Below are 23491 nucleotides of genomic sequence, written 5' to 3'. Positions count from 1 at the left end.
GGACATGAAAATCGCACTTCCCAGGCGCTTACGCAACATGATTCAGAAGCTTATTCTGGTGGTTTACCGAAGTCCCATTTTTGATTGGGATCGTCAGGGATTTTGAAGTCCGAAGTGGCTTCCGCCTTTTTCAGTTCCACTTTTTTGATGTTTTTATCTTTATCGGCCGTGACGGCGACTGCCGGGCCCTTTGGCTTCTTACTTTTTTCGAGGTCTTTGATCATTTTGCCGTAGTGCTCCACGGAGCGCGAAAGGAAGTAAGCTCCCTTGGCTTTTTCGCCCTCAAAGAAGACGTCCACGCCATCACTTTCTTCGCGAACAACTTTGACCTTGGCGGTAAAACTCTTAGATTCATCGGATTTTTCAGGTTCTTCTTCGGCTTCGAAGTATTTCGTGGAATTCGCACTGCTTTGAGCCTGTGCATCACTCACGAGTAAGAGTGTCAGGATGAGACTTAGCATGTTGCCTCCTATCCCAATATAATGCACGGCCTTTTGTTGCCATGCAATAGGCCTTATAGTAGGGTTGGGCCTTGTAACGAGGAGACCTTATGAATTTAGGTTGGACTGAGATTTTATTGATCGGTGGTATCGCACTTCTTTTGTTCGGGCCCAGCAAACTTCCCGGTTTGGGACGTTCTTTGGGTGAATCTATCCGCGGCTTCAAAAAAGCTTTAAACGAAGACCCTAATGAGCGCGAAGCCAACCCGCAAATTTCTCAAAACAAAGAAAAGCCTCTGAATCAAACTCAAGAGCAAAAAGACACTCATAAGCAATCATGAGTTCTGAAAAAATCGCACTGACGCAAACTGTGCAAAAGGGAGGTTGTGCCGCGAAAGTGGCCGCCTCTGAGCTTCGTCGTATTTTAAGTAACGTGAAGTTTCCTGCCGCGCATCCGGCTTTGATGGTCGATGGCGGACTTTTTGACGATGCGGCGATTTACAAAGTCACGGACGAGATAGCCCTGGTTCAGACTTTGGATTTTTTCACTCCCATCGTAGACACTCCCAAACTGTTCGGTGAAATCGCGGCGGCCAACGCTCTTAGCGATGTCTACGCCATGGGCGGGCTTCCTAAAACAGCCATGGGTATCCTGGCTTTTCCTTTAGCCACTCTTCCTGAGTCTGTGATTGTCGATGTTATGCAAGGGGCGAGCGACAAAATCGCGGAGGCCAGCGCCAACTTTGTCGGCGGTCATTCCATTGATGATGACACTTTAAAATTCGGTCTTTCGGTCACGGGATTTGTTCATCCGAATGAAGTGTGGACAAACGCCAAAGTGCAAGTCGGTGATCATTTGATCCTGACAAAACCTCTTGGTACCGGGACATTGACGGCGTCATTAAAACGTCGTGAATCTTCCGAAGAAGACATCATGGAAGCTTTGCATAGCATGGCGACCATTAACAATGCTGTCGACTATTTGACTCCGCTGACAAAACCTTACGTGCATGCGGCGACAGACATCACGGGCTTTGGACTTTCGGGTCACTCCATGCAAATGGCTAATGCGAGCCAAGTGAGTTTAAGAATTTCTTTGGATAAGGTTCCGAAATTTACCAAGGTTTTATCCTTCTTAGAAAAAGGTTTTTTAACCAAAGCCCATCGTTCTAATGCCCAATACACCGAAGCTTCGATTGATACGACAAAACTCGATGATCTCCACAGGCTTTTAATCCACGATCCCCAAACCAGTGGTGGCCTTCTTTTAAGTGTTTCTCGCGAAACCAGTCGCGACACCGTCCAGGCCTTGCGAGCTAAGTTCAAATCTGCTGAAATCATTGGAGAGGTTTTGCCTCGCCAAGATAAAGCGGTGATTTTTGAGTAACGAACGAATTCCTATCGAGCAGTATAAAAATTTATTTTTATCGGGAGCGCCCTTGATTGATGTGCGAGCCCCGGTGGAGTTTGCTCAAGGTCATCTGCCCCATGCCGTCAATATTCCTATCTTAAATGATGAAGAGCGCGCCCTTATTGGCACGACTTACAAGCGTGAAGGGCAAGAGGCCGCCGTCGCACTCGGATACCAAATCGTTTCTGGAGACGTGAAGGCGGACCGTGTTCAACGCTGGAAAGACTTCGTGCAAACTCATCCGGGAAGCGTTGTCTATTGTTTTCGCGGTGGGAAGCGTTCACAAATCACTCAAACCTGGCTTGCCGAAGCGGGTATTTCAGTTCCGATCATTGCCGGCGGTTATAAGAAAGCACGGCAGTTTTTTTCTGACGAGTTGGATAAGTTCTGCAATCAGCGCGAACTCTTAGTTGTCTCGGGACCCACGGGAAGTGGCAAGACGGATCTCTTAAAAGAGGTGAGTGGGTTTTATCCCACGATGGATCTAGAACTTTTGGCGCGACATCGCGGTTCGGCTTTTGGATCTTTGCCTATTCATCAGCCCACGCAGATAGATTTTGAAATCGCTTTGGCCTTAGATTGTTTAAAGATTGAGGACAAAACCCCTTTAAGCATTCGCCCTTTGGTGGAAGATGAAAGTCGGCTTATCGGTCGCATTTGTCAGCCGAAGCCTTTCTTTGAACGCCTGCGAAGTTCCGAAGTTCTATGGTTGGACGAAGCTTTTGAAACCCGGGTAGAGAACATTTTTACCGATTATGTGCTCAACACTGATATTGGCGAAGGCTCGTCACCCCAGTTTCGCTGCGCTGAAGAAGAAGAGATCCTTCGAGGACAAGCGCTTAAACTTTTTGCAAAATACCGCGAGGCCGTGCTGTCAATTCGCAGAAAGCTGGGCGGTTTAAGAAGTCAGGAGATCTTGGCGGATCTGCAAACGGCCGAGTCTCAGTTTCTGGCTCACGGTGATATCCATTCGAACAAAATATGGATCGAAAAGCTTTTGAGCTATTACTATGATCCCCTCTATCTGTCTTCCTTGGAGCGGCGACAAGTCCGCGTGCTCTTCAAAGGGCCTCGTCACGAGGTCGTTGCCTTCCTAAAAAGCCTTCCGCAGTAGTGGATATTTGCCTTTTTCTGGGTGCGTTATCTGTTTGAAACGGCAAGATTTCGTCGCAAGATAAACCGTTGCCAAATTTAACAACCCTTATGAGGAGACAACATGAATAAGTTAGTACTTGGCGGTCTCGTTGTAGCTGCTATGGCATTTACAACTGCTTGCCAAAAGAAAGTTAAGCTCGACACTGATATGAAAAAAGCGAGCTATGCTATCGGTCAACAAATCGGTGGTAACTTGAAACAACAAAACATCGATTTCGATGCTGACGCTTTGGCGCAAGCTTTGAAAGATGCATCTGCGGGTAAAAACGAAATGTCTAAAGAAGACATGCAAGCCGCTATGATGAAACTTCAAGAAATGGCGATGAAGAAACAACAAGAAGCTGCTGAAGGTAACGCAAAAGCAGGTAAAGATTTCTTGGAAAAAAACAAATCAGCAGCGGGCGTGAAAACAACAGCTTCTGGTCTTCAATACATCACTGAAAAAGAAGGCACGGGCGCTTCTCCTAAAAAAGAAGACGTAGTAAAAGTTCACTACAAAGGGACTTTGACAAACGGTGAGCAATTCGATTCTTCTTACGATCGTGGTCAACCCGCTGAATTCCCAGTTGGCGGTGTAATCCCAGGTTGGACGGAAGCTCTTCAATTGATGAAAGTCGGCGGTAAAGCTAAACTTTTCATCCCACCTGAATTGGCTTACGGTCCTTCTGGTCGTCCCGGCATCCCACCAAATTCAGTTCTTGTTTTCGACGTTGAGTTGATCGACATCGTTAAACAAGATACTAAAAAGAAAAAGTAATGATCGATTTATCGATAGATCCTTTTCAGCATTTTGATCGCCTCCTTAAAGAGGCGATCGCAAAGCAAGTCCCTGAGGCCAATGCTATGTCCGTTGCCACAGTGGATGAAAAGGGTGTGCCCTCCGTTCGCATCGTCTATCTTAAAGAGGTGTCGAAGGGGGGCTTTGTTTTTTACGGCAACTACATGAGCCGTAAAGGAAAAGATATTGAGGCAAACCCTTTTGTTTGTCTGAATTTTCACTGGCCCGTTTTGTGGCATCAAATCCGTATCACGGGTAAAGCTGAAAAAATCTCTGCTGAAGAAAGTGATGCTTACTTCGCGACTCGTGCGCGCTTAAGTCAGATCGGTGCATGGGCTTCGCATCAAAGTGAAGTCATTCCAGATCGTGATTGGCTCGCTCGTCGTGTGGCTGAATACGAAAAGCAATTCGACGGCCAAGTTGTTCCGCGTCCCCCACACTGGGGCGGTTGGAGAGTCATCCCCACTGAAATTGAATTCTGGTTTGGCCTTAGTGGACGCCTTCACGAGCGCTTTATCTATCAAAAGACCGATGCTGGTTGGAAGACGTTTCAGCGCAGTCCTTGAGCCTTCCGCTCCGCTAATTTCCCTGCCTTAGCTTCTGTGCCTCTTTCGCTCGGACACATCCTCGCGCTTGTTTCTCTTGCTGGCATTTTGGTGTTTTTTATTTTGTTTTCTGAGTGCTATTGCTGGTTTTTCTTGGCGCTGCGGAACTCGCTGCAGAGGCGCAGAGCTAAGGCAGGGAAATTAGCGGAGCGGAAGGTCGGCGTTCTGGGCTTTGTTCGTTTCCGTTGGTCTGGTTTTTTTTGGATTGATGTTGCTTCGTGGGGGTTGGCAAACTTTAATTTGGCTTGTGGGGTGACTGGTATGGGGGAGCTTGAGTATTTGCGTCGGTTGTTGGGGGCGGATTTTTTGGCGGAGCTTGATGCTACTATGGCGCATCTGCTTGGGCGCAATGCTAAGTTTGTTATTGGGGTGGGGCATTTGCATAACAGTCCTCGAGTTGCACCTCGGGGCGGGGATGTTGTTGAGCTTGCGGATGTGATGTTTCATTTGGATTTTGAGTATGGAGATCCTGGTGATCGGGATAATAGGCTCAATGAAAAGCGGGCTTATCTTTTTCAAGTGAAGCAGACGGTGAAGGAAAATAGTCTTTCTACTATCAATCAGAAAGCTCTTTACGAATGGCAGAAGCCGTTTCGGATAGAATCACCGCTAGAAATAGATTCGACTCGGCCTTTCCGAGATTTTTCTAATTTGGTGGAAATCAAAAAAAGTGGATTCTGGTACATGTATGACGAGGACACCAAAGGGCAAAGCTTTGAAAAAATTTTGCGAGATATGCCTCCACGTTTGGAGCATCGTGATGGTTCTAACAAGGATGGTGCCACGTTTGGTTTGGTGGATTTTCTTGCCACGTTTCTTAAAGGTGAAGCGGGTCGGGCCACGGACTTAAAAGATGATTGGTCGATATTCATTGGTAATATTATCAAGTACAAGAAAGACCCTGAGCAGAAAAAATGGGCCACGACGGGATCTGCTTTTCACTCAATCCCTTTAGAGGCCGCAAGTTTAAACCTAAGTTTCTCAAGCTTGTTTCGAAATCTTTGGAAGAAAGTAAAAAGTTTTTTCTCGCGAGTGTTTAAAAAAGAAGATGAAAACCCTCGCCCTTTCATCTTGATTTCCATTCGTGTGTATACTTCTGAATTTAAAGAAAATGTCTTCTGGTCGATCGATACCAATAGAAGGAAGAATTAAAACTCTTCCTTCGTCAAAGCCCAGATTTCCATATCGGTCCACTTGCCATTCACGTGCAAGCGACGTTTGCTCACACCTTCTTTGCGTAAACCTAAAGCTTTGGCGGTCTTGATGGATTTTTTGTTGTTCAGTGAAATTCCGGCCTCAATGCGATGAAGTTTTAGATTTTTAAATGCCAATTGCATCGCGGCTTTGCAGGCTTCTTGGGCGTAGCCGTTGCCCCAATACACATTGAAGATTTGATATCCCAAGTAGGCGTTTTGAAAAATGCCGCGTGAGATATCCATCAGTGTGACTCGGCCTAAAAGAACGCCGTCGTCTTTGCGGAAGATGCCGAAAGAGTAAAACTCATCCGACTGTCTTTGTTTGTGTTGTTCTTTTAGAAGATCTTTGAATTTCTTTTTAGTGAGTTCGCTCTCGTCCCAGTTGGTTTCATCCCATTCATTTTGTGGGGGAAGGAGAGACGAGTAGGCTTGCGCCCAGTTTTCGTAATCGTAGTCCTCTAAAGGACGGATGACTAAGCGCTTGGTTTTTTTATAAAGAGGCAGATCTATGGATTTCATTCTTGATCAGTCTAAGTGGCACACGATCCAAGTTGCAATAGTAATAGGATAAAGTGTGTTCACTGCGAACTGTCGCATGGTGATCGTGGTGGCCCACCATCTTAATGGTGATATTCACATCTTTTTTCTTAGGAATCGCGATGGCTTTCGGAGTGCGGTAGTTGGTTTTTTTACCCTCCACCCAGATTTCAGCACCTTCTTGTTCAGAGACCACCATGCAAAGGCAGTGTGGAGCTTTATCAAATCCCAAAAGTTCTTTTAGATTTTTAAACCAAGCCATAACGCCCCCTAAATCGAAAAAGGGTTTAGCACGGCTTGGTTTTCAAGTTCTAGCGTTTTATTGAAAAACTGGACCTGTTTTTTAGTGAAGAGCGTGAGGAGCAATAAGGAAGAACTCAGGGATTTCGACGCTGAAGCTCTCTCCATTTTCGGCTACGAAGTAATAGCGACCTTGCATGCTGCCTGTTGACGCGTTGAGTGGGCAGGCGCTGTCGTATTCGAAAGTTTGACCGGGTTGGATTTTTGGCTGCACACCGACAACGCCGGGGCCACGAACTTCTTCTTTTTTGCCGGAAGAATCGGTGATGACCCAGTGGCGGCTCATCAATTGGGCAGGAACTGCGCCTTTATTCGTGATCGCGATTTTATACGCGAAAAAGTGATAACCCTGCTCAGGACGTGATTCTGAGGGCACGTAAACCACTTTCGCGGAGATCTGAAAATCAGGAGTTGTTGTTTTTTGCATTGCCATAGTGAAATAAAGGATAAATTCGTCCCCGAAAAAGGTCAATGGGCGAACCTTTTAGATCTGCAATGTAGTGCGAAAATACAGTTATTTGAGAATGAGGTTCTCGATTTCAAACACAATGGGATTGTGATCTGAAGGAAAATGGGATTTTGCGTCCATAGTTCTTGGCACGTCTCTTTCCATGCCAAACTCGTCCTTGAACTTATGAACATGGGCCGATCCGGGCTTGATCAACTTCTGTAAGGTCGGCGAAAGAAACGCAAAATCGATCTGGCGGCCTTCCACGCGTTGGCCGTTGCGAACTTGATAAAACGTCGCGCGGGCTTCGGTTGGCAAGCCCATTACTTCAAAAATATCCTTCAGCGGAGTTTGCGTATAGATGTCTTTGAACTCCTCATCCGTATTAATAAGGCTCGCGTTCCCGTTGAAATCTCCGGCCACTAAAATAGGGACGTCGGGATGAACGATTTCCAGTTCGCGGTAAATTTCTAACAAAGTGCGAAGCTCGGCTTGGCGGCGTTCAAAGCCATTCGGGTCGATGCGCTCGGGATCCAAACGGGATTTTAAATGAGCTAGCAAGATAATTAAAAACGGCTTTTCTTTATCATTTTTAAAAAGGCGTAACTCCGCAACGTCGCGAGAAAAGCGATGGCTGGTGGTGACCTTTCCCCCTTTGACCGGGTAGCCGTGTTGCAGGCTTTGTCTTTCATGCGGATATAGATAATTGATCGGGCGGTTTTTATTGGATTGAAGATCAAAGTAAAACGGAGAGTTTTTGCGTATCAAAAAACCCACGTCGATATTGCGTTCCGAGTTTCCTTCAATCAAACAAGGCGAATACGCCTCATCCATAAAGAGAAGGTTGAAGTTTTTTAAGGACTCAAAACCTCCGACTTCGCACAGCATAACGATGTCGGCGTTGATCTCTTTCAAGGCTTTGGCGATGTCTTCGGTCTTCTTAAGCGATTTATTTTCGTAAACCGATGTGGAAAGACGCTGCCACTGAGTCTCTTTCAAATCCAGAACCTCTTTCCCTGGTGTTCCGTCGAACATCAAAAAGAGGTTCTCTGCATTGAGTAAGCATAATTTTAAATTTGTGGTCTCAGTCCACGTCATATTATGATTTTACGGAATTTTTCGTCGTAATCACAAACTAAAAGTGAGGAAATACAGTGGCTAAGAAATCCACCCCTTCAAAAACATCGAATAAGCTTCAATTCCGTTCTTGGATTGAAACTTTCGACATCGGCAAAGAACTTAAAGTAAAGAATGAATTGACAGGCTTTGTCTATTTCTTGGGCGTCGATGATACGGCGAAATTTACTTCGTGGGTTAAGCAGCATGCTTTGGACTGGCAGGCGTCTTCTTTGAAACAAAACGAGAAAGACCTCGTGTATTTTGTAGGGCAGCAGGGGCCGGTTTGGATTCTTCGCTCTCGCAAGAAGAACTCAGTTGGCCACGACGGTTTGATTGATGAATCCGGCTACACCTGGGCTCGCGATCAATTCGGTTCTTTAGTCGCTCACTTTAAAGCACATCACTTAAGTGCCGTCCAAATCGAATTCCACGGAACTGAAGAAGACCAAGACCTGGGAGCGTTGATGGGGATGGACATGGCGACTTATAACTTCCGTCAGTTCGTTGACGGCAAGCAGTTGGCTGATCTTCCAAAGGTCTCTTTAAGAAAAACTTTGGGGAGCTTTGATAAGAATACGGTGAAGGAGGCGATGATCCGTGCGCGCGCGGTGAACTTGGCTCGACACTTGGTGAATTTGCCTCCGAATGATTTGAATCCCGAGTCTTTTGCCGAAATCGCGGCAAAAAAACTTTCGTTCCCATCCACTTTGAAAGTGGCGATCTGGGATACGAAAAAATTGGTTCAAGAAAAAATGGGTCTTCATGTGGGTGTGGGACAAGGTGCTGAACACGGTCCTTGTATGGTTCACCTTAAATACCGTCCGACTAAAAAATCCAAATTAAAGCCTATCGCCTTTGTCGGTAAAGGAATCACTTTCGATACGGGTGGCTTGGATATTAAACCTTCCTCTGCCATGCGCTTGATGAAAAAAGACATGGGTGGGGCGGCGAGTGTGATCGGTTTGGCTTTGTGGGTCGCAGAAAGTGCCTATCCAGGTCCGGTGGATTTCTATTTGGCTTTGGCTGAAAATGCCGTGGATGGAAAATCCTTCCGTCCAAGTGATGTCATCACAGCTCGCAACGGACTTCGTGTTGAAATCGACAACACAGATGCCGAAGGGCGCTTGGTTCTTGCCGATGTTCTAGATGTGGCATGCACCGTGAAAGGTGCTGACGAACCTGAATACGTGATCGACGTGGCCACTTTGACGGGAGCCATTAAGGTAGGATTGGGTGCAGAGATTGCGGGTCTTTTCTCAAACGATGACGAGCTCGCAAATGCAATCACTCGTGCAGGGCAAAGAGCGGGTGATTTGAACTGGCGCATGCCTTTGTTTGATAAATACTTTGGTGATTTATCCTCACCGTTTGCGGATTTCAAAAATTCGGGCGGCGGTTTTGGAGGTGCGATCACAGCGGCCTTGTTCCTGCAAAAATTCGTGCGTGGGAAAAAATGGGCTCACTTAGATGTGTACGCTTGGTCTGACAAAGCTCAAGGAGCTTTGACCTCCAGCGGAGGAAGCGGACAACCTGTTCAGTGTTTGATTGAATTTTTGCAGAACAGGACCCAAGAGTAGAATTACCAAAAAGCCCCTGAAGAAGGGGCTTTTTCATTGGAGCACATGATTACAATTTGTTAGGAATGGGTCTTTATAACATTTGTGAGGTTTACTTAAAATACGTATAAGCCGATCAACTCTTTGATGTTTAGGCTTCTTGATTTTATCTACAATATTGAAATCATCTTTGGGATTGTCTTCATCTCGTCGATGATCATCCTGGGCTACGTGATCTATGACCACAAAGCCCGTCGTAAAAAAGGCCTCAATTAAGACATCTTACTTTTTATAGCCGAAAAGCTGCTTTGCTTTGATAAGGTCACGAACGCTGGCAGGCACAAGATTTTCCCAAGCGGCATTGCCATCTTCGATCATCTTCATCACATCAATCGAGTGTAGATAGTCTGCCGTTTCATCACAGCCAGAAATATCCACGATCTGTTTGTTTTCCGTAAAGTAAGCATAGATATGGCGCAGGTGAGGAGCCGGAAAAAAACTCTTCGTGGTTAAACACACTTGGGATGTCTTGTGCGGATAAATATAGACCTTGGTTTTCTGCTCAAGCAATTTTCCAAGTCCTTCTAGCAGTCCGCCTTCTAGGTTTTTATAGTGATCTTCAGTGAAAAGCTTTTCCAAGTGAGAAGCGCCGACGACCAATGCCATGAAGTGCGGATTGTAGCGACGAATGAATCTTTTTAAATTGTAGAACAAGAAGAAGTTCGAAATTAGAACGTGAAAGCCCAAGCTCGTCAAAGTTTCAACGCGGTCTAGGAAGTCTTTTTCGTTAAGATGGCCATCCATTTGCAAGTTGTGCATAGTGAGTTCCATCATCGGAAGTACATCCAGATCTTTGCCTTCGCTCTGGCGGACATCGCCCTTCATCTGGGCAAGGCCCTTTTGGAAGACATCAAGATGAGTGGAGGTGACGGGGCGGAATGTGCCTCGTTGAATCAATAAAGACTTTCCATAAATGGCGTCAGAGACATTTAAGATCTCATTTTGCGGAGAGAACAAAATAGCTTCCGCAAGCTTGCGACGTACAAGCTCTAAGTTCATCAAGCGCACATCGAAGTGTTTTAAAGCAGGGCCATTGAATTTAATGACATCGATGATGATCTGACCCTCTTTAAGTCCTTCGACCAAGTGAGGAATGAACTCTGTCACTTTATCGAGACCATAAAATGCACAATTCAAAAGATTCACACCTAAGACGCCCAAGGCTTCCTGTTGTTGCAGTCGGTGACGATCCAACATGCGAACGTGCAAAATGATATCGTTCGATGGACCATTGGGCTCTGTTTGAAAGCGCACGCCCATCCAGCCGTGAGACTGTTTATTGCTTCCCGAAGATGCTGTTGCGACTGTGTTCGCGAAAGAAAAAAAGCACGTGTTTTTACCGCGAGTGTCGGCCAGGCGGTCCACTAGAAGATCATATTCGTGACCCAACATTTTTTGCAGCCGAGATTCACAGACGTAACGTCCGTTGGCTTCACGACCATAGATATCATCACTGACAATCATGTCGTAAGCAGAGATCGTCTTGGCAATAGTTTGCGAAGCTTTTCCAGCTTGAAAGAAATGACGAGCGACTTCTTGACCGGCGCCGATTTCGGCAAAAGCCCCATAGCGAGTCAGGTCTTTATTGATCTTCAGTGCTTTACCTAAAGTGGTTTCTACCGCCGGAGCTTCAGACATTATTTCTTTTCTCCTTCGGGCTTGCTATCTGCTTTCACCCAACCGGTGATGGCAAGGCTCATCGCTTTTTCAATCGGCATATCCAGTGGAGTCATGCGAGAGCGAGGAACCATCAATGTGAATCCCCCTAAACCATAGCTCATCGGAATATAAACGGCGATGCGATCATCGGCGTTTTGTTCAATAGCAGGAACGTCGCGGAAATTTTCACGAGTGACTAAGCCTAGGGCACGAATGCCGGTGTCGCCCAGATCGACCAAGACCACTTTTTGTAATCCGCCGGGGCCTCCACCTTTAGAAAACAGATTCATCAAATCGCGCAGGGGAGAGTAAATGGCTTTGATAAACGGAACTTGCGTCAGGCGCTGTTCCATTTTTGAAAAGATACCGCCCGCAAGAAGGTTGTTCAGCATCAGTCCCAAAAGGAAAATCAGAATCACCGTCAGCAGGAAACCCAAACCTGGAATGTAAATTGGAAGAACTTGGCGAAGAGCATCTCCTAAGAAGCTATCGACAATAGCAATACCGGCGTAGATGATGTAGATCGTCAGCGCTATCGGTAAGAAAGTCACAAGACCTTGCAAGAAGATTTTCTGAAGTTGTTTCATAGCTGGATGTCCCGTCTTTGTTCGCGTATCGGTTCATTTTAAATATCAGCTAAGTCGAGGCTCTTCAAGACCTTGCGCATTCTCACAATGAGACAGTTTTTTCACTAAACAACCCCCGACTTCCGACCGACAAGAAAAGGGTCAAAGGAGAACCGGTGAAACGGATTCTAGGCGGTCTATTTATTTCTTACAGTCTTCTGAGCTCTGCGGCATTCGCGCAGAACGAACCTAGGGTTGTTCCTGGGGAGTACCTTATTAAGTTTAAGGCTTCTTCAGGGGGGGCTGCGATCGCTCAAACGAAGCTTTTAGGTAAGGCTTCGATGAAGGCCAGTTTTCCGGGGCTCGACATCATGCAAGTCACGATGAAATCCGGTGCCGAGGAAAAAACCAACTTTGAGGCCCTGAAAAATGACCCCGATGTCGAGTACATCGAACCGAACTATATTTTAGATAAAACAGAAATCACTCCGAACGAGCCTGTGGAGCGTTTGACCTATGAGCAATTCGCAAATACCAGTTTTGCAGCGACGGATTCAAATGTCTATTCGCAGTCCAATGCTTCAACAGGGATCGCCGGTGCGTGGCCTCTTATCACACCTTTGAGTGCTCAAAATGGCAAAGTCGTCGTGGCTGTCGTGGACACAGGTCTTGATAGATACCATGATGTCTTTAAGTCTTATGACTCAGGTGGAACAGGTGCTTTGTGGGTGAACCCGGTGGAAGCGGCTGGTACTCCTGGTGTTGACGATGACCAAAATGGTTATGTCGACGATATCAATGGCTGGAATTTTATTACTAACAATAACAACTTTATGGATGACGATGATCACGGCACTCATGTCGCGGGGATTGTCGTCGGTACGGGACAAAATATTTTTGCTCGTCCATTGCAAGAATCTAAAATCCAAATCATGCCTTTGAAGTTCCTAGGTGCAAACGGATCGGGTTCCACTTCTAATGCCATCCGTGCCATTTATTACGCTATTAATAATGGGGCGCGTGTGATCAATAACTCTTGGGGTGGTGGTAACTACAGCCGCGCGCTTCACGATGCGATCACATACGCTTACGACCGCCGTGTGCTGGTTGTTTCGGCTGCTGGTAACTACGGAAATAACAACGATGCTTCTCCGATGTATCCGGCGAACTATGATGTTCCAAGTAACATCTCGATAGCCTCTTCGACGCGTTTTGATGATCTCTCTGGATTTTCAAACTATGGTGCTTCGACGGTTCATATTGCAAGTCCGGGTGAATATATTGAAAGTACAGTTCCTGGTAACACGACAATGAAAATGTCAGGAACAAGTATGGCGGCTCCGTTTGTGGCCGGTGTCGCAGCATTGGCTTTCCGCGAAGCTCCGTCTTTATCTGGTTACCAGATGAAACAATTGATCTTAGGAACAAGTGCGGCAAACAGCTATCTAAATAACCTTGTCTACACAAGTGCGCGCATCGATGCGTATGAAATGATCCGCACGTCGCAACAAATGGCGACTACTTCTTCAATGCAACCTGATTACAAGCCTTATTATCTGACCGAACAAGCGTCTTCTTCTCCTGGTGGAGGCGGTGCGGGTTGTGGCCTGGTGAAAGCCGTCACACACAATGGCCCGGGCTCTGGTCAAGGTGGTGGCGCGGGAGCGATGGCCGTCGTGATCGGTCTTTTGATGGCGCCACTGGCTTTCTGGCAAGTCTTGCGTGCTCGTGATCCGAAAAATAAACGTAAGTATGATCGCTTTAAAATGAGCTCCGAAATCCGCGTTATGGTGGGTGACCGCGAACTCGTGGGTAACGTGAACACGATTTCTGAAGGTGGTTTGTCGTTCAATGCCGATGCAGCTCTGGACAAGGGCGGTATCGTCACGATGCGCATCCAAAGTCCTGATGGCCACGAAGTCATCGAGGTGCAAGGGCAAGTCGTGTGGAGCGAGAAAAACCAAGCCTACGGTGTTCAGTTTGCCAACGCGAAACAGGGAACTCTGGCTATGATCCGCGATTGGACATCGGGTCTGATCAAGACTTAGTATAAGAATGTAGTTCAAGAAACAAAAAAGGCTTCGTGCAACCACGAAGCCTTTTTGTTTTTAAAATATCAATTCTTTATAGGAGCACGCCCGTTAAGAACAGGCTGGCCGCTGTGAAGTAAATCACCAGTCCCGTCACGTCGACAAGAGTCGCAACCGCCGGAGCCGAGGCGGAAGCGGGGTCAAATCCCACCTTCTTAAGAATGAATGGCAGCATGGATCCCGAGATCGTGCCCCACAGAACAACACCGACGACGCTGGCAGCTACGGTTGCAGCGACAAGCATGTAGTGAGCCGTGTAAAGGCTTTCGCGGTTTGGCCAAAGAAGAATACGAATAAAACCAATGGCCCCTAGAAGCAAACCGAGTGTTAAACCTGTCAGCACTTCGCGCCCTAGAACACGCCACCAGTCACGACCGCGCACCTCGCCTAGAGCGATAGCACGAATCACCAGAGTGGAGGCTTGAGAACCTGAGTTACCGCCCGAGGAAATAATCAAAGGAATGAACATCGAAAGAACAACGGCCTTTGCCAGCTCATCTTCGTAATAAGCCATGGCTGTGGCTGTGAACATTTCACCTAAGAAGAGAATCAAAAGCCAACCGCCGCGTTTTTTAATCATCTCTAACATCGAGATTTTTAAATAAGGCGCGTCCAGGGTTTCAACCCCCCCGAGTTTATGGATATCTTCAGTGGCTTCTTCTTGAATGGCTGTCGCCACGTCATCGAACGTAACGATACCTTTCATGATGCCGTTTTCATCAACAACCGGAACGGCCATCAGATCTTGTTGAGAGAAAATACGACCGATTTGTTCCTGGTCCATCTCGACCGGGACTTTAAGAACATCGGTGTGCATGATTTCAGAAATGCGTTTTCCTGGAGTGGCTGAAAACAACTCGCGGAAAGAGACCACGCCCAAAAGTTTTTGATCTGAATCCAAAACATAAGCGTAATAAATCGTTTCAACGTGAGTTTTTGCCTGAATACGAATGTAGGTGATGGCTTCATCCACCGTCATGTCGGGGCGAAGACGGACGAAACGAGAGCTCATCAGACCCCCGGCCGCATCTTCCGCATATGCCAGAAGGGCTGTCACTTCACGTTTTGTTTGTGGGTCTAAAAGAGCTAGAAGTTCGTCACGGTAATCAGAACCCATTTCCTGGATCAAATCGGCCACGTCATCCGGGGCGAGAAGACGAATCCAAGAACGTTTTTCAAGCGGAGCGGCTTCCATGATCAGTTCGGCCTGGTCATGGGTCTTAAGGCTTAGAAACAACTCTTCAGCTTCGGTGCGCGGCAGTTCTTTGAACTTTTCACGACGTTCATCGGGGCTCAATGCTGACCACGTGTCAGTCAGACTCATCAGAGAGTCTTGTTCCTGGATTTCGTCGTGTGCTTGGTTGTTGTCTTCCATCACCGCGCTCCGCTAGTTGCAAAATAAATCTGTGTCCGACAAATACCCCTTTTCATCGGAAGCCGCAAACTTATTTTTTAGACCAGTTCTGCTTTTTTAAAGCGAGGAAGCACTTCTTCTGTCGGTCCCAGGGCGACGATCTCGCCATTCTGCAACCATAATATGCGATCACACTTCGCTAAAGTCGAAAGACGGTGGGCTATGATCAATTGTGTTCGGTCCGAGAAAAATTCTTCCGTCGCTTTCACTAAAATCTCTTCCGATTGTGGATCCACAGAACTTGTCGCCTCATCCATGATCACGATCGGAGATTCCTGCAAAAGACAGCGAGCCATACATAATAATTGGCGTTCACCCAAAGATAGATTCTTACCGCGTTCTTCAATCCTCATCATCAGGCCTTCAGGGTGTGACTTCAACCAATCGCCCAGACCCACTTGCTCGATCACTTGGATCAAGCGCTCATCGGGCAAAGAGTCTTTGATATCCAGATTAAACCTTAAAGTCCCTTGGAATAAAATCGGCTCCTGAGCAATAAATGCCATGGATTGACGATAAAGATTCAGATCGACACCCGTGGCATCTTGATTGAATTTTGGAAGATGCTCGTTAATAGAGATATGGCCCTTATCAATGGGATAAAGATAGAACAGGGCTTGAATCAAACTGGACTTCCCAGAGCCCGTGCGACCCACGATACCTAAGCGTTCACCGGCTTTAACTTCAAAATTCACGCCCTTAAGAACCCAAGGTAAGTCCTCACGATATCTAAACCAGACATCCTTCACTTGAACTGAGGCACTGCGATCTTCTGTTAAACGACGATTGTGCAGATATTTTTCAACAGACTCGGAGTACACCGGGTGTCCTGTGGCAAACTTCGCCGAGGCGGGCAGGTGGCTTCCGTTTTCAATCTGCATGCGCATGTATTGGTCCAGGCGCTCGACACCGATCATCGCCTCTTCAAATTGTGTCAACCACTCAAAGAACATTTGAACGGTGTTACCTGAAAGCGCGATAAAGCTGAATGCCACACCGACAGAACCCACGGTGGCCCAACCTTTTTCCACCATGAAATACGCAGAGACACCAGTCACTAAAAGCAGCAGTGCCGTCAGGCTGTTCATTTGAAATGAAAAGCTGATCAGATGTTTCGTCGTATTCATTTTTTGCGTCAGGAAGTAGCGATCCAGGCGCTCAAAGCGCTCAGCAAAGGATTTCTGACGACGGAAAGAGCGAATGGTGCTTGCCCCTTGAGTGGTTTCAGCAAAGTGAGCAATACTTGGTGACCGGCTGGCCGAAAGTTCACGGCGCGAGGTGCGCAGTCTTTGTTGGTTGAGTTTATAAACCAAGAAGTTCATCACACCAATGAAAAGAACGAACGCCAGATAAATGGGATTAGCCACCGTGATTAAAATCACCATCATGCTAAGATCAAAAATGATGGATATAAATTCGGCCAAGGGGCCACCGAACAATCTGAAGATATTGCCGTAATCACTGGAAAAGCGCGTGATGATACGTCCTGCGGGAGTGTTATCAAAAAAACTCATCGGCAGGCGCGACGTTCTTAAAGTCACCTCATCGTAAAAGCTCGAGATCGCTTTGGCTGACAATCGTGAAAATCCCACACGGAATATCAAAGTCATCACAAAGCCACTTGCCGCCATGACCCCTAAAAGAACAATAAACTGCACTGAGGTGAAACCGCTCAAAGGCGTTTCTTTACCAACAAGATTATCTACCCAATAACCAATGACGTTGGTGTTGGCTAAAAGCAGACCGCGCCCGATAAAGCCGATGAAAAGGCAAACCAGGATGCGCGAAAGAAAAGGACCGTAGGAGAAACGCAAAGTCTCGTACAGGCTTTGGCTATAACCACCTTCCTTGCGGACTTCACCGTCAGAAAGGTATTTCGCTTTCACGCTGGGGTTTGTCACTTTTTTCTTAGACATGACTCACCTCTGTCTTTTGCGTGGCTTCTTTGGCTACGGTTGTCGTGTATTCACGGAATTTCTGATTCCTTCCCAAAAGTTCTTCAAAAGTTCCCGAATCTACAATCTGCCCCTCTTCCATAAATAAAATACGGTCCACTTGGTGAAGCGCACTCAAGCGGTGAGTGACCAGAAGGCGCGTGCGCTCTGCCCAAGCCCCTAATAAAAGCTGTTCAAAAAGTTTTTGTTCGGTGTCAACGTCAACGGCACTCAAACAGTCATCCAAGAGTAAAACCGGGGCCTTATGAAAGTGCACGCGCGCCAGTCCCACGCGCTGTCTTTGACCTCCGGAAAGATTCACACCGCGTTCGCCAATTTCAGTCGCTAAACCTTTTTCAACGCGTTCCGTGTTTAAATCAAACTGCGCAAGTTTTAAAGACTCTTCGATCATCGGATCGCGCTCGGGTTCGATGTCATAAACAAAGGCCACGTTTTCACGTAAAGTCGCGTTCATGATGAAACCTTCTTGAGGCACGTACGCATATTGAGCACGCACTTCGTCTAAGGTCATCTCTAGCGCATTTTTTTCACCGAAGTGATAAGTCTCAAAACTGGCTCCGGTTTCACGCAACAGGGAAAGCAGAAGCATGGATTTTCCGGCACCCACTTCGCCTACGATGGCGACGAACTCTCCGTGTTTCACATCCAAATTGATGTTCTTTAAAATGCGTTTTCCACTGATCGACAGATTTAAATTGCGAACTTGCAGCGCAAATTTCTCTTCGCGTTTTCGTTCTTGGTTTGAAAGTTCTTTTTCACCACTAGTTTCATTGTTTCTGGTGGAAAGAAAATCTTCCAGACGTTTGAGCGATGTCCAAGAATCAAAAGCGAAGGTGAAGAACCAGGGCATTTGGCGGAAAGGACGAGTTAAGAAAACTCCGACAATCCAAAGAAGCGCTAAAAGCTCGCCACTTGTCATTTGGTGTTTCGTATAAAGCACCAAGGAACCTAAGGCGACGACGTTTAAGAAAAACGTGATCGATGAAGAAATCGAGTTCATGATCTGACCATTGGTCACCATCAAAACACGATTGCGAGTTTCAATTTCACGTTTTACAAAAATGTTGGCTTCAAAGTGACGAATCCATCCCAGAATGCGGATGGTGCGAATATTTTGAATCCATTCATTCACAAGTCCGATACGCTCTGCTGCTAATTGCTTAAAGTTAAAAAAGAACTTCGACTGGCGAAACGCCATGAAGGTATTCAGTGTCGCAATCGCGAACATCAAAAGGACGGTCGGCCAAATAGGAACATCAAACAGAATCGAGATCGCAAATGGAGCCAAGATCAATGGAAAAAGAGTCGAGGCTCCGGCAGGCAAGGTTTGATCTAAGAACACCGTCGCCCCTTGCACGTCCGTTGCATATAAAGAAACGATTTCACCCACAGGTTTGCCACTCATTGTGTCGACTCGCAGGTGCAAGGTTTTTTCATAAAGTCTTTGCGCAAAAACCTTTTGCATATGCAAAGACTCGCGGATGCTTAGATAGTTCGTCAGTTGCGAAAACGCCTGTGCAATCAAGACGCAGAAGAATGCACCTAGAACATAGGTCAGGGGATTTGAGAAATCCACAAGGTGCAAATGCCCTTGTTGTCCCGTCAGTTGATCAATGAATTCCTTTTGAAAGAAGGGACCTAACAATCCAAACACCGCGCCTAAAAGAGACGTGATAAGAATCAAAACTCGCGCGTAGAAACGAGTGAATACGACCTGATAAAAGAGTGACTTCATGATGCATCGTCCCTAAACCATCCTGTGATACTCAGGCGTGGTTGAAAGCTCTTCTCGACTTGATGAGGGAAGAGGTCACTGCGGAAAAGAACAAGGGTGCCAAGCAGAGGCTCGATCTGAGTGATCAGAACATTTTCCTGATCAGGCTGATAGAGACTCAATTCACCACCGTCTCCCTTTTGCCAGCTTTCATTGAGGTACAGAATGAAAGTGATCTTTCTTGCTCCGCTACCTCGATGATTATCGATATGCTTATCATAGCCCGTCCCCGGTGGGTAGAGAGCAAAATGCGTTTCATATCTTTTCAGTCCTAAGTAAAAATCCTGATTAAGCTTTTGTAAAAGCAACTGCAGATTTGACAGAAAAGCTTTCTGCAAAGGAGTCGCGGCGTCCTCTTCGATCCACAGAGTGAAATCACCACGGATTTCTGTGTGAACTGTTTTTGTGACTCCGCGTCCGATCGAGGCTTTTTGAAAGGCTCCTTCCGAGTGAAGTTTTTGACACTCGTGGGCAAGATTTTGGCAGAATTCTCGAGTGAAAACTGTGGATGAAGCCGCCCAGTTATTCTGTGCTAAATCATCAAACATTCTTTCTAGATTTATGAGATTGATTTGATTCTGTGCCAAAGTGTTGCCATTCTATGCATGTGAGGGGTTGATGGCAAAAAGTTCTTTTACTCGCCGTGAATTTTTAAAAGTTTCTGCTCTAGGCACGTCAGCTATGGCACTTAGCAGCTGCACAAGCTTAGATCGCTATTTTATGGGCGATAAAAGAAATTTTAAAAATGAAGTCGTCATCCTGGGGGCGGGAGCGGCGGGACTTTCTGCCGCCTTTGAACTTAAAAAACGCAAAATTCCATTCCGTATTTTCGAGGCCTCATCACGAGTCGGTGGGCGTGTTCAGTCCGTGACCGTCTTTCCGCAAGGAGGGCCCGTTGCGGAATTAGGTGCCGAGTTTTTTGATAGCTCACACACTCGCGTCTTTGACTTGGCAAAAGAGCTTAGTATTCCGACAAGCGAAGTGAAGGCCGCGACGGGACTTGAAGCTCATCTTTTTTCGTTCGACAAAAAAGTTTATAAAGTGAAAGACATCGCTGCACGTCTTAAAACTTTGCAAAATCCTTTCCGTCGTATTCGTAGCGAATTGTACCGTGAACAAGATGTCATCCTGACATATCGAAATTCTTTTCAGTTTGAACGAGCGGCCTATTATGACTCTTTGTCCTTAGCGGATCTATTGGATAGTTGGAAAAGTGAAGTGGATCCGTTGGTGCTCCAACTGATCGAAGCTCAAGCAGTCAGCCGTTTCGGTGTCGATGCGAAAGACCAGTCGGCTCTTCATTTCTTGTCGACTCTCGATGCGGAAGGAAGTTCGCTTTTAGCGGGGCGAGCGGTGTATCGCATGGATGGGGGACTCACAAATCTGATGCAAACATTGTCAGCGCGGGTTGCAGGTGTGATACCCGATTACGTGGTTAAGCTGAACAGTCCTTTAACGGAAATCGTGGAAGATGATGGAGCCTTTGAACTTACTTTCCAAACGCCGGAAGGAAAAGAAACTTTCACGACAAGACATGTAATCTGCACCTTGCCTTTTTCAAAACTGCGCGAGGTCAACGGCGTTCAGAATTTAAATTTCTCTCAAGCGAAAAAAGAAAACATCATGTCGCAGGCCTATGCGACACACGCGAAAGGCACGTTGGGGTTTGCTTCTCCGTTCTGGCGTGATCGTCGTGGGAATGTGCCTGCCAATGTCGGAAACTTTACGGGAGATTTTGTAACTCAAAAAATATGGGACTCGGGACGAGCGCAGAAGGGGACTCAAGGTCTGTTAACTTTCCAGCGTGCCGGAGCTTCCGGAGCCAAGGCCGGGGCCGCCGCGACCGGGGAAGCGTTGAAGGATCTGGATATTTTCTATAATGATCTTCCAGTGATTTCAGAAGGTGCTTCAGAAGTTGCTAACTGGCAGCAACGTAAATGGGCTTTAGGATCCATGGCGGTCTTTAAACCTGGTCAGTATATGCGATTTAAAGGTGTGGCCGCTGAACCCGAGTATGGTGGAAGGTTTCAGTTTGCTGGCGAGCACACGAGCGTTCGATTTGCGGGAACTTTGCACGGAGCCCTGGACAGCGGCATTCGTGCTGCCTCGGAAATTCAAGTTTAAGAATCAGTATTCCAAATAAAAAAGGGCGATGGTTTTCACCATCGCCCTGTGTTTTTCGGAAATTTTATTTCACAAGATTTACTTGCAGAGTTCCAGCCTCGCCTTGGGCGGCGACAAAACTATCAACATCTGTTTTGTTGATCGCATTGATCAAAGAGCTCATGCGGTTGTTTGTGATACTCATACCTTGAGGTGCTGAACCATCCGCGTTCACCCAGCTATAGTTCGGCTGAGGAGAAACAACAAAGACGATGATGTTGTAAGAAGGACGGAAACCTTCTTTTTCAACTTGCACCGAAGGCAAAGACATCGAGTCCGCAGAGATATAAACCGTGCGTGACTCTTTCACTTGAGAGATCGTGATTTGCGAAGAGTCCGTAGAAATAAACGGACGGGAACCGACAGCGTAAAGAACTGTCAGGTACTGTCCACGCAAATTCCCCAAGCGATTGACTTGAAGTGAAGGGATGGTTTCAAAACGAGCGGCTTCCGCACTTCTTTGGGAAACAGAACCACTCATCAAACCCAGACCGATGATCAGAGTTAGCGCATTGATGACGATGAGTTTTAGAGATCTCATTTTTTAGCTCCTGTTTTCGCGTAGTCCAGATACATAACGATGTGACCGTTTGGATCGACAGCAACGCGATTGATATCCAATTTAATTCCTAAAATCACAGGTGGAAGAGGCAAACTTCCCGGGATGACTTCATCCACAGTTTTCCAGCCTGCACTTTGCTCACGCAGTCGTTCTTTCACACCTTCGCGCACTTTGCCTGGCATCAGCTTACCCACAAGTGAAAGGTATTTGTTGTCCATAACCAAAGAGTCCACATCGATGGAATGCAACTGCAGCTGCATGCCGGACTTATCGCTCAACTGGCGTAATTTTGCAATGATGTCGAAATCAATCACGATTTTATCTTTAAGAGCGATATGACCCGGTTCATTTTCAACTGAAACATGCAGTTTTACGAAAGCCTCCTGTGGCTTTAAGACCGCGCCGGCTGGAGTTTTTACATAGTCAATCGTTGGCGCCGCCTTCAGCTTCAATACGGTGCCGTTGGATTGGCGGATGGTCTCAAAGTTTTTACGTTCGTAACTTAACTGCAAAACACGGTTGATCAAAGCGCGATCCAGCGTCAAGGCAAGGTCGTAGTTTTCCTGCGGCAGCAAATTGACTTGAGGAAGACCGCGAGGACCGTTGGATGCCACCGGGCGACTTTGAGGATTGATTGGATCCTCAACGTAAGCCGTCAGCTCAATATTCAAAGACTTTTTCAAATTGATATTCTGAAGTTTTAAACCCCATTTAAAGTTAGGGCGGCGGTCGTATTCTTCAGTTCCAGGTGGAACCATGTCTTGAACCTGCTCCAAAGAGCCACTTAAAAATTCTTTGGCTTTTTGATTCAAAAGTTCGGGCAATTGCTTACGAGCAAAGTCACCCAGGCTTTCACGGACTTTTTGAAGGATGACCGGCGCCTGCTCCATCAACATCGCATCAAGTTGAGCGGTGTTGAGTTGAAACTTTTTTCCGTTAATTTCAACCGCGATTTGCGGAACGATCAATTTTTTGTATTGGTAAGCAATGGGAGTTTCCGAAAGATTGTTGTCAATCTCTAAGGCTTCAAAATCCAACCCTCCATTGGCGTTGGAGCGAATGTAGAACGGAAGACGAATTTTCAAAGGAGTCGTGTCGTCACCCGCAGTGATCGAAACATCTTCCAGGCCCACTTGACCCAGAAATTCATTATTCATATCCCAAGCTTTCACAGAGTGAGTGGCAATAGAAAGCTTTTTGACTTCAAGTTCGATAGCCAAAACCGCGCCGTCGCGCTTTCCCAGTGCTTTCATCAGGGCTTCATCCGTCACCAAGCCGAAACGAGAAAAGTTGGCGATATAGCCGGACTCGCCGATCTCAATCGTAGGGCGGTGTTCGTCCATTGAAAAACCAACCAACCATTGAGTCAGAAGGTCGCGAACTTGCGCATACATTTTTACCATTTCAGGATTGGAGTCTTTAAAATCATCAGGGTTGATGGGCTTTTCAAAAGTATAGCTCATCGCCGGGAAATAACCTTCATCGAGCTTCACACCGAGGTTTCCTAATAGATCGCTCAAACGGTTATCAAAGTACTTCATTCCACGTTGCGTGACTTGCACTTGCACTGCTTTAGGCAAGAGGTGCTTGTTCGCAATCTGAGGACTCAAGTCCGCAGCCAAGGCAGTAAAGCCATGCAACGACAGTAGCAGGGGAATCAACATGCGCGATGTTTGAAGCCGACGTACCATATAGTTAAACCT

The 23491-nt window shown here is 46.6% G+C and carries 23 protein-coding genes; 10 read left to right on the top strand and 13 right to left on the bottom strand.

The features are described 5' to 3' along the window. Window positions 1-50 precede the first annotated feature (50 nt). On the bottom strand, window positions 51-461 hold the full coding sequence (locus tag ACLWBD_RS11365; RefSeq protein WP_413568241.1) for a hypothetical protein: 411 nt from the start codon (window positions 459-461) through the stop codon (window positions 51-53). 89 nt (window positions 462-550) lie between these two features. On the opposite strand from ACLWBD_RS11365, the gene ACLWBD_RS11360 reads away from it, so the two are divergent. The 6 genes from ACLWBD_RS11360 (at window position 551) to ACLWBD_RS11335 (ending at window position 5541) form a co-directional block, all read left to right on the top strand. Continuing rightward, window positions 551-781 (top strand): twin-arginine translocase TatA/TatE family subunit, encoded by a 231-nt coding sequence (locus ACLWBD_RS11360; RefSeq protein WP_063204510.1) that lies wholly within the window; start codon window positions 551-553, stop codon window positions 779-781. Continuing rightward, on the top strand, window positions 778-1827 hold the full coding sequence (gene selD / locus ACLWBD_RS11355; RefSeq protein WP_413568240.1) for a selenide, water dikinase SelD: 1050 nt from the start codon (window positions 778-780) through the stop codon (window positions 1825-1827). The genes ACLWBD_RS11360 and selD overlap by 4 nt, the downstream gene beginning before the upstream one ends. Next, a complete protein-coding gene (gene mnmH / locus ACLWBD_RS11350) occupies window positions 1820-2965 on the top strand; it encodes a tRNA 2-selenouridine(34) synthase MnmH (protein ID WP_413568239.1) in 1146 nt (381 codons plus the stop codon). Before selD ends, mnmH begins: the two co-directional genes overlap by 8 nt. Before the next feature lie 102 nt (window positions 2966-3067). Beyond that, complete coding sequence (locus tag ACLWBD_RS11345; RefSeq protein WP_041873119.1) at window positions 3068-3763, top strand: FKBP-type peptidyl-prolyl cis-trans isomerase; 696 nt, start codon at window positions 3068-3070, stop codon at window positions 3761-3763. Further along, window positions 3763-4350, top strand: coding sequence for a pyridoxamine 5'-phosphate oxidase (gene pdxH / locus ACLWBD_RS11340; RefSeq protein ID WP_413568238.1), 588 nt, complete (start codon window positions 3763-3765; stop codon window positions 4348-4350). The genes ACLWBD_RS11345 and pdxH overlap by 1 nt, the downstream gene beginning before the upstream one ends. 36 nt (window positions 4351-4386) lie before the next feature. Next, window positions 4387-5541, top strand: a complete 1155-nt coding sequence (locus ACLWBD_RS11335; protein ID WP_413568237.1) for a hypothetical protein — start codon at window positions 4387-4389, stop codon at window positions 5539-5541. Here ACLWBD_RS11335 and ACLWBD_RS11330 read toward each other — a convergent pair. From ACLWBD_RS11330 to ACLWBD_RS11315, 4 genes are all read right to left on the bottom strand, one after another. After that, window positions 5538-6104, bottom strand: coding sequence for a GNAT family N-acetyltransferase (locus tag ACLWBD_RS11330; protein ID WP_413568236.1), 567 nt, complete (start codon window positions 6102-6104; stop codon window positions 5538-5540). The two genes, ACLWBD_RS11335 and ACLWBD_RS11330, sit on opposite strands and share 4 nt — an antisense overlap. Further along, a complete protein-coding gene (locus tag ACLWBD_RS11325) occupies window positions 6076-6384 on the bottom strand; it encodes a hypothetical protein (RefSeq protein WP_063204504.1) in 309 nt (102 codons plus the stop codon). Before ACLWBD_RS11325 ends, ACLWBD_RS11330 begins: the two co-directional genes overlap by 29 nt. An 81-nt stretch (window positions 6385-6465) precedes the next feature. Continuing rightward, entirely contained in the window at window positions 6466-6855 is a 390-nt protein-coding gene (gene apaG / locus ACLWBD_RS11320) for a Co2+/Mg2+ efflux protein ApaG (protein ID WP_081112164.1), read from the bottom strand. Between the two features lie 81 nt (window positions 6856-6936). Further along, window positions 6937-7968: an endonuclease/exonuclease/phosphatase family protein gene (locus ACLWBD_RS11315; RefSeq protein WP_063204503.1), complete on the bottom strand. Its 1032-nt coding sequence runs from the start codon at window positions 7966-7968 to the stop codon at window positions 6937-6939. Between the two features lie 56 nt (window positions 7969-8024). On the opposite strand from ACLWBD_RS11315, the gene ACLWBD_RS11310 reads away from it, so the two are divergent. Beyond that, window positions 8025-9566 carry a leucyl aminopeptidase family protein gene (locus ACLWBD_RS11310; RefSeq protein ID WP_413568235.1) on the top strand — a complete coding sequence of 514 codons (1542 nt, stop codon included), beginning with the start codon at window positions 8025-8027 and terminating at the stop codon, window positions 9564-9566. A 126-nt stretch (window positions 9567-9692) separates the two neighbouring features. Then, on the top strand, window positions 9693-9821 hold the full coding sequence (locus tag ACLWBD_RS11305; protein ID WP_301335605.1) for a hypothetical protein: 129 nt from the start codon (window positions 9693-9695) through the stop codon (window positions 9819-9821). A gap of 6 nt (window positions 9822-9827) precedes the next feature. Here the strand turns inward: ACLWBD_RS11305 and ACLWBD_RS11300 are convergent, their stop codons facing one another. Both ACLWBD_RS11300 and ACLWBD_RS11295 read right to left on the bottom strand, forming a co-directional pair. Next, window positions 9828-11243, bottom strand: a complete 1416-nt coding sequence (locus ACLWBD_RS11300; RefSeq protein WP_413568234.1) for a hypothetical protein — start codon at window positions 11241-11243, stop codon at window positions 9828-9830. Continuing rightward, window positions 11243-11851 (bottom strand): DUF502 domain-containing protein, encoded by a 609-nt coding sequence (locus ACLWBD_RS11295; RefSeq protein ID WP_063204500.1) that lies wholly within the window; start codon window positions 11849-11851, stop codon window positions 11243-11245. Before ACLWBD_RS11295 ends, ACLWBD_RS11300 begins: the two co-directional genes overlap by 1 nt. 155 nt (window positions 11852-12006) lie before the next feature. Between ACLWBD_RS11295 and ACLWBD_RS11290 the strand changes: the two genes are divergently transcribed. Further along, complete coding sequence (locus ACLWBD_RS11290; RefSeq protein ID WP_413568233.1) at window positions 12007-13878, top strand: S8 family serine peptidase; 1872 nt, start codon at window positions 12007-12009, stop codon at window positions 13876-13878. Between the two features lie 76 nt (window positions 13879-13954). Here ACLWBD_RS11290 and mgtE read toward each other — a convergent pair whose 3' ends face one another. The 4 genes from mgtE to ACLWBD_RS11270 all read right to left on the bottom strand — a co-directional run bounded on the left by mgtE (window position 13955) and on the right by ACLWBD_RS11270 (window position 19611). Next, window positions 13955-15295 (bottom strand): magnesium transporter, encoded by a 1341-nt coding sequence (mgtE, locus tag ACLWBD_RS11285; RefSeq protein ID WP_063204498.1) that lies wholly within the window; start codon window positions 15293-15295, stop codon window positions 13955-13957. 77 nt (window positions 15296-15372) lie between these two features. Continuing rightward, on the bottom strand, window positions 15373-17250 hold the full coding sequence (locus ACLWBD_RS11280) for an ABC transporter ATP-binding protein (protein WP_413568232.1): 1878 nt from the start codon (window positions 17248-17250) through the stop codon (window positions 15373-15375). Continuing rightward, window positions 17243-19024, bottom strand: coding sequence for an ABC transporter ATP-binding protein (locus tag ACLWBD_RS11275; RefSeq protein WP_063204497.1), 1782 nt, complete (start codon window positions 19022-19024; stop codon window positions 17243-17245). The genes ACLWBD_RS11280 and ACLWBD_RS11275 overlap by 8 nt, the downstream gene beginning before the upstream one ends. Beyond that, on the bottom strand, window positions 19021-19611 hold the full coding sequence (locus tag ACLWBD_RS11270) for a 2OG-Fe(II) oxygenase (protein WP_413568231.1): 591 nt from the start codon (window positions 19609-19611) through the stop codon (window positions 19021-19023). The genes ACLWBD_RS11275 and ACLWBD_RS11270 overlap by 4 nt, the downstream gene beginning before the upstream one ends. A 70-nt stretch (window positions 19612-19681) precedes the next feature. On the opposite strand from ACLWBD_RS11270, the gene ACLWBD_RS11265 reads away from it, so the two are divergent. Continuing rightward, on the top strand, window positions 19682-21187 hold the full coding sequence (locus ACLWBD_RS11265; protein ID WP_413568230.1) for a flavin monoamine oxidase family protein: 1506 nt from the start codon (window positions 19682-19684) through the stop codon (window positions 21185-21187). Window positions 21188-21251: 64 nt separating this feature from the next. Here ACLWBD_RS11265 and ACLWBD_RS11260 read toward each other — a convergent pair whose 3' ends face one another. Together ACLWBD_RS11260 and ACLWBD_RS11255 are read right to left on the bottom strand one after the other, a co-directional pair. Further along, a complete protein-coding gene (locus tag ACLWBD_RS11260) occupies window positions 21252-21767 on the bottom strand; it encodes a hypothetical protein (RefSeq protein ID WP_413568229.1) in 516 nt (171 codons plus the stop codon). After that, window positions 21764-23479 (bottom strand): hypothetical protein, encoded by a 1716-nt coding sequence (locus ACLWBD_RS11255; protein WP_413568228.1) that lies wholly within the window; start codon window positions 23477-23479, stop codon window positions 21764-21766. Before ACLWBD_RS11255 ends, ACLWBD_RS11260 begins: the two co-directional genes overlap by 4 nt. Window positions 23480-23491: the final 12 nt, after the last annotated feature.

The organism is Bdellovibrio sp. HCB117 (assembly GCF_047305915.1).
In the GTDB taxonomy this organism is placed as follows: Bacteria; Bdellovibrionota; Bdellovibrionia; order Bdellovibrionales; family Bdellovibrionaceae; genus Bdellovibrio; species Bdellovibrio bacteriovorus_B.
Note: the sequence above shows the minus strand (reverse complement) of the source record. Positions and strands in the feature narration are given on the sequence as shown.